General features: G+C 55.7%; 1 protein-coding gene. It reads right to left on the reverse strand.

From position 1 onward, the window contains the following. The coding region (locus SB773_RS34020) for a CHASE4 domain-containing protein (protein ID WP_410594901.1) at positions 1 to 232 on the reverse strand (232 nt) is incomplete at its 3' end. Positions 233 to 244 lie beyond the last annotated feature (12 nt).

Genomic DNA, 244 nt, shown 5'->3' on the forward strand with positions numbered 1-244 from the left:
CTGCAAACACTAGCTCGGTAGGCTTAACGGCATCATAGGGCTTGACGTTGAGCGATATGGCAAGTCCTGTGTACTCGCCTATTCGTTCGAGCCAAGCGTTATCCATCGCACGCACTTTGAACAGCCATCCGTTGGGCGGACCGCTCTCATCGGTATGTAGAATTTGGCTGGCCGCCACCAATGCGGGCCACTGTTCGATATACAGCGCCGTCGGGTCGACTTGCTCAGCCATCGCCGATTGCAT

Source organism: Bacillus sp. SIMBA_074, from assembly GCF_046534555.1.
GTDB classification, from domain to species: domain Bacteria; phylum Bacillota; class Bacilli; order Bacillales; family Bacillaceae_G; genus Bacillus_A; species Bacillus_A mycoides.